The organism is Nonomuraea montanisoli (assembly GCF_013363975.1).
Taxonomy (GTDB): domain Bacteria; phylum Actinomycetota; class Actinomycetes; order Streptosporangiales; family Streptosporangiaceae; genus Nonomuraea; species Nonomuraea montanisoli.
This window is the reverse complement of sequence record NZ_JABWGN010000038.1, coordinates 1-5,188: the sequence shown is the minus strand read 5'-3', so window position 1 is coordinate 5,188 and position 5,188 is coordinate 1. Positions and strand designations below refer to the sequence as shown.

General features: G+C 69.8%; 4 protein-coding genes. All 4 read right to left on the bottom strand.

Features of this window, described 5'->3' with window-relative positions:
* Positions 1-801 precede the first annotated feature (801 nt).
* The 4 genes from HTZ77_RS44830 to HTZ77_RS44815 all read right to left on the bottom strand — a co-directional run bounded on the left by HTZ77_RS44830 (position 802) and on the right by HTZ77_RS44815 (position 5,122).
* Entirely contained in the window at positions 802-2,061 is a 1,260-nt protein-coding gene (locus HTZ77_RS44830; RefSeq protein WP_175595906.1) for a hypothetical protein, read from the bottom strand.
* Between the two features lie 153 nt (positions 2,062-2,214).
* A complete protein-coding gene (locus HTZ77_RS44825; protein ID WP_175595905.1) occupies positions 2,215-2,703 on the bottom strand; it encodes a S26 family signal peptidase in 489 nt (162 codons plus the stop codon).
* Complete coding sequence (locus tag HTZ77_RS44820) at positions 2,700-4,571, bottom strand: ABC transporter ATP-binding protein (RefSeq protein ID WP_328809136.1); 1,872 nt, start codon at positions 4,569-4,571, stop codon at positions 2,700-2,702. The genes HTZ77_RS44825 and HTZ77_RS44820 overlap by 4 nt, the downstream gene beginning before the upstream one ends.
* Positions 4,568-5,122, bottom strand: a complete 555-nt coding sequence (locus HTZ77_RS44815) for a TlpA family protein disulfide reductase (RefSeq protein ID WP_175595904.1) — start codon at positions 5,120-5,122, stop codon at positions 4,568-4,570. Before HTZ77_RS44815 ends, HTZ77_RS44820 begins: the two co-directional genes overlap by 4 nt.
* Between the last annotated feature and the right edge of the window lie 66 nt (positions 5,123-5,188).

The following is a 5,188-nucleotide window of genomic DNA, read 5'->3' as shown; positions in this document are numbered from 1 at the left end:
GCATCAACCGGCTCAAACGGCACCGCGGCATCGCTACCCGGTTCGACAAACTCGCCGTCCGTTACGAAGCCACCATCCACATCGCTGCCATCAACGACTGGCTCGTCATTCTTTGAGACACGTCCTAGGCTTCATGCTCACGGCTCGCAGTACTCCCGGCCCTCCGGTCGACATCACACATGTTCCCCGAGTTGAGTGCATACGCAAGGACAGCCGTCCGCCTCCACCCGCGGCCGGGGAAGCCGAACATGCATGACAGCCACATCGGAGGACCACTCCTCTGGCCGTCCGATGAGCCATGGCCGGCGTGCGACCGAACGGTCCAGGTGCAGGCCGCGCCCTCCGGTCAACCTGACTGGCTGACGATGAAGAACCGTGTCCCCGAGAGTCCGGTGCCCATGGTCGGTGTCGCGCAGTTCTACGCACGCGCATCGCTGAGATCCCCTTTCCTGAGGGTGCCGATCTGCTCCAGGTGCTGTGGTGCCCCAACGATCCGCCCATGCGGGATCACACCACACCTGACGGTCTTCTCGACACTTCGACGGCTGACCTCAGCTATGAGCCAGAAGAGCTCCCCGAGCAACTCCAGACAGCCCTGGACCCGTGGGATGAAGGAGCCGGCTACCGCCTGACCATCCAATAGCCGAAGGGGAATTCATGGGTCTCCGTGGGGACCTGTCATGAGTCTGCCGTGTGGGCCTATGAAGATGCGTTGTGCCGAACTGGCGGATGTGGTGGCGGAGCATCGCACCCGGTTCGCGGTGGATGCGGAATCGGGGCGGTCTCGTGCTGCTCGCGCGCTTACTTCCAGCCGAACCGGAATTCGTGGCCTCTGTCGACGGGGAAGGTGTTCATGCTGAGCATCGCATCTCTCATGTTTCCGGCGAAGACTCTGGCCGCTGCGGCAGGAGCGGCCGCGAGTATGAACATCGCGAGGGTGGTGAGCTGACTGCCCAGATAAGCGGCCACGATGCGCATCGCAGGTATGAAGGACAGCGCCGCGTGCGCGATCAGAGCGGCCACCGTGACCGCTGTGGCTATGTACGCGATTTTGTGCAGGGCGTTGAACTGCTCGATCAGAGCCGCGAGACGGTTGGCCATCTCGGTGGCGAAGTCCGCCAGGTCGATCCCGCCACGGATGAAGCGGAAGATGCGGTCGTCCGCCTCGTTCTTGGCCACGCCGCTCCAGTCGGCCAGGGCGAGCTCGTTGAGCGCCGGAAGGTCGGACCCGAACAGTGCCCGCGCCCTGGCGGCCACTTCTTCCCACCCGTGCATGGCCCTGTTGAGGTCTTCATCTGACGGAATGACGAGAAGCTCCCACACCACCCCAGCGGTCACCGCCAACAAGGAGAAGCGCTTGGCGAAGTGGAGCTTGCTCACCGTGGAGTTGCTGAGCACCGCTGACTGCGACTTCACCGTGACGAACTTCTCACCGTCCTTGAGAGTGAACCGTTCGTAGTAGGTGTACCCCTTGGGGACCGGGGATCTTCCGGTCCTGATCGCCTCGCGGGTGTGCGGGTTGTACAGGTTGGTGGAGCCTTTCCGGGCGGCTCTGGCCTCAGCGCTCGCCTGCTTCCACTCCGGGTACCGTCTCAGTGCCCACGCGTTGAACCCGAGACCCAGCAGGCCGGAGCCGAGCAGCCCGCGGAACGCCGACGTCCCGTCGTTGTCGACATACCTGTCCTGATGGACCAGGTTCAGCTCGGGTTGCTTCTTGAACTTGCCGGAGGAATCGGGTTTCCAGCCCACCGTGTACAGGAGGTCGTTGAGTCTGGCGTTCTCCGTGCTCAGGTAACCCCGGTCGGTCTTGGCTGACTTCTCGGCCAACTCCCGGGCTTTTCCCATGGCGAACTCAACCTCGTCGCGCCACGCGGAGACGAACGAGGCATACTTTCTCCGGCCGTCCAGTTCTGCGGCCCACCCGAACGCCCCCTGGGAAAGCTGACACTCCGTCTCGAGAATGCGCAGGATCTTGCCCAGTTCGTCGTCGACCTCGTCCAGGGCGTGCCCTACGGCCGCCATCGTGCCGAAGGTGTACTGGTACCCGCGCGATATCGTCACATTTTCCCCTGCATTGCCTGGTGCATCAAGATTGCGGGCTATTGTAGTGAAGCCGGATTCATCTCACCATTCTTTCGGTTCAAAAGGCGCGTTGGGGCTCGCGCTACGCGTCGAGGTTTCGGGGGTTTCGCGAGTGCGTCGTGGCGCGCCCGGCTAGCCGAACGTGCGAAGGACCACGCCGTACAGGCGATCCGTCGTCAGGTAGCCGGAGTGGCGGGAGTCGTGCGAACGGTCAGGGTTGTCACCCAGGACGACCAGGTGACCGGCCGGGACCCGGGTGCCGGATGCGGTCCGCAGGGCGGGGACGGTGTCGCGCGGGATGGGGTCGCCCGGCAGGGCCGCGACGCGTTTGATGATCCAACGGGGCCTCAGCTCGGCCCCACCGGCCGGAACGAGGTCGCTGAGCACGACGACCTGCCCGGCCCGCAGCGAGTCGGCTCGCGCCCGCCGGACGAGCACCCGCTCTCCCGGCCGGTACGTCGGCAGCATGCTCTCCCCGTGGACGGTCACCACCAGGTACCGCCGCCGCACCCCGACGACCCCGACGACGGCGACCACGGTGAGCGCCGTAAGAGCGCCGAGGACGGCGACGAGAGCCACCGCCCCGCTCACCGTGACGGCCGAGGCGGCCGGTCCGCTCACCGTGACGGCCCTGCCGCCTCGGCCGTCACGGCCGTCGCGGGCTCCGCGTCGTCCCGGTACCCGGCCGCCTGCCGGTCGAACAGCCTGGCGTACGTGCCGCCCGCGGCCAGCAACCCGGCGTGCGTGCCCGTCTCGATGACGACACCGTCGGCCAGCACCACGATCCGCCCGGCGTCCCGAACCGCGCCGAGCCGGTGCGAGACGACGACGCTCGTGCGCCCGGCCCGCAGCTCGGCGAGTCGGCGGTGCACCTCGTGCTCGGCCTCCGGATCCAGGCCGGAGCTGGGCTCGTCGAGGATCATCAGGTCCCGGTCGCGGCGCAGGAACGCCCGGGCGAGCGCCAGCCGCTGCCATTGCCCACCGGAGAGCGACACGCCGGAGTCCGGCCCCTCCTCGTCCTCCTCCTCCGGCGGGAATCCGCGGCTCAGCAGGGTGCGGTAGCCGTAGGGCAGGGCCGTCAGGGTGTCGTGGACACCGGAGTCCCGCGCGGCCTGCTCGATCCGCGTCCGGTCGGCCGCGGCCGGAAGGTCGCCCACCGCGATGTTGTCGGTGGCCGTCAGCTCGTACGACACGAAGTCCTGGAATGCGGCGCCGATGCGGGAGCGCAGCGTCTCCGGCGGCACGTCGCGGATGTCCACGCCGTCCCAGAGGATGGCGCCGCGGGTGGGGTCGTAGAACCGGCACAGCAGCTTCACCAGCGTGCTCTTGCCCGCGCCGTTGCGGCCGATCAGCGCCACGGTCTCCCCGTACGGGATGAACAGGTCGACGCCGCGCAGGATCCAGGGATGGTCGGGGCCGTAGCGGAACCAGACGTCGCGCACTTCGATGCCCCGTCGCAGCGGTGGCAACGACGTGGGGCGGCGGGGCGGCTCCGGCGCGGCGTCCACGATCTCGACGTGGTGGTGGAAGGTCAGCAGGTGCTCGTACGCCATCACTCCGGACGCCACCAGGCCGTTCAGCGCCGCCTGCACGCCGGCGAGCGCCGCCGCGAACATCGACACGTCGCCGACGCTGAGCCGCCCCTGCCCGGCCGCCGTGATCGCCCACACCAGCCCGGCGCCGGCGACGACGGCCGAGGCGCCCGCCAGGCCGCCCTGGACGAGGAGCTCCCGCCGGTCCATGCGGCGGCGGGCGGCGTTCGCGGTGCGCAGCTCGGCCAGCATGCGCAGCCGCAGGAAGGCGCCGAGGTCGAACAGGCGGATCTCCTTGGCGGCGTCCACCGTGGACATCAGCCGGGCGTAGAAGAACTCGCGCCGCTCGGCCGGGCCGATCCGCCACATCATCGCGGCCCGCTGCCGCGACAGCCGCAGCTCGATGAGCAGCGCGGGAAGGGCCGACAGCAGGACCAGCGCGGTGAACGTGGCGTTGACGAGAGCCAGGGAGGCGACGAAACCGGCGACGGTCACCGCGCTGCGCGCGGCCGAGAGCGCGGTGTCCACCAGCCGGCCCGGGTTGCTCGCGCTCTGCTGGGCCAGCCGCAGCCGGTCGAGGAAAGCCGGGGTCTCGAACCTGGCCAGTCCCGTGAAGCGGGACACCGCCGCGAACAGCTCGTCCTTCGCGTCGAGCGACGCACGCCGGTCCACCTCGGCTCGCAGGTAGTTCCCGGCGTGGGTGGCCGCGGCCGCGGCCGTTCCGGCCACGGCGATGGCGATCGCCGGGGCGAGCAGGGCGTCGGTCTGCCGATGCGCCACCCCGTCCAGCACGGCCTTGGTCAGCCAGGCGACGGCGACCGGGACGGCGGCGCCGACCACCGTGATCGCCAGGTAGCCGAGGACGTGGAGCGGCGCCGCCCGCCACACCAGCGCGGTGGCCCGGGCGGCGCAGCGTGCCAGCGCCGCCGCCGTGACCTCCGGGTCGTGCTCGCTCACGCGGCCGATCCGGCGGGCAGCCGGGCGATCCGGGGCGCCACCGCGAGGAGCCTCCCGCCGGTCGCCACCTGGAAGAAGGTCGGGAACGACTGCACCCCGAACGCCGAGCCGACCGGCGCGGTCGTGTCGTCCACGACCACCCGGGCCACCGGCGTCAGCGTCGCCACGAGGCTCGCGGGGTCGCCGGACCGGCCGTCGACCACCGCCAGCACCCGCTCCCTGTCCTGCTCCGCCGCCCAGGAGGCCAGCTCGGGAAGCTGCTCGTGGCAGCCCTGGCAGTCCGGCGACAGGAACGCCACGACCGTCCCCTCGGGCAGGAGGTCCCGGGTCACCTGGGTTCCGTCCACGGTGGTCGCGGCGAAGTCGGCGACGACGTCGCCGACGGCGGGGCCGGTGCCGGCCATCGGCGGCCCCATGAGGTCGACCTGTTCGTACAGGGCGTCCAGCAGCTTGGTGTGCTCCCGGATCCGCCGGACCAGCCCGAGGGTCACCAGCAGCAGCACCAGGCACAGGGCGGAGAGGAGGGCCACCACGGCGATCAGATAGGACACAAGACACCTCCATGTCAGCGGGGCTACGGCGGCGCGCGCCCGGCGGGCCGGTCCGGCCCGCCGGGC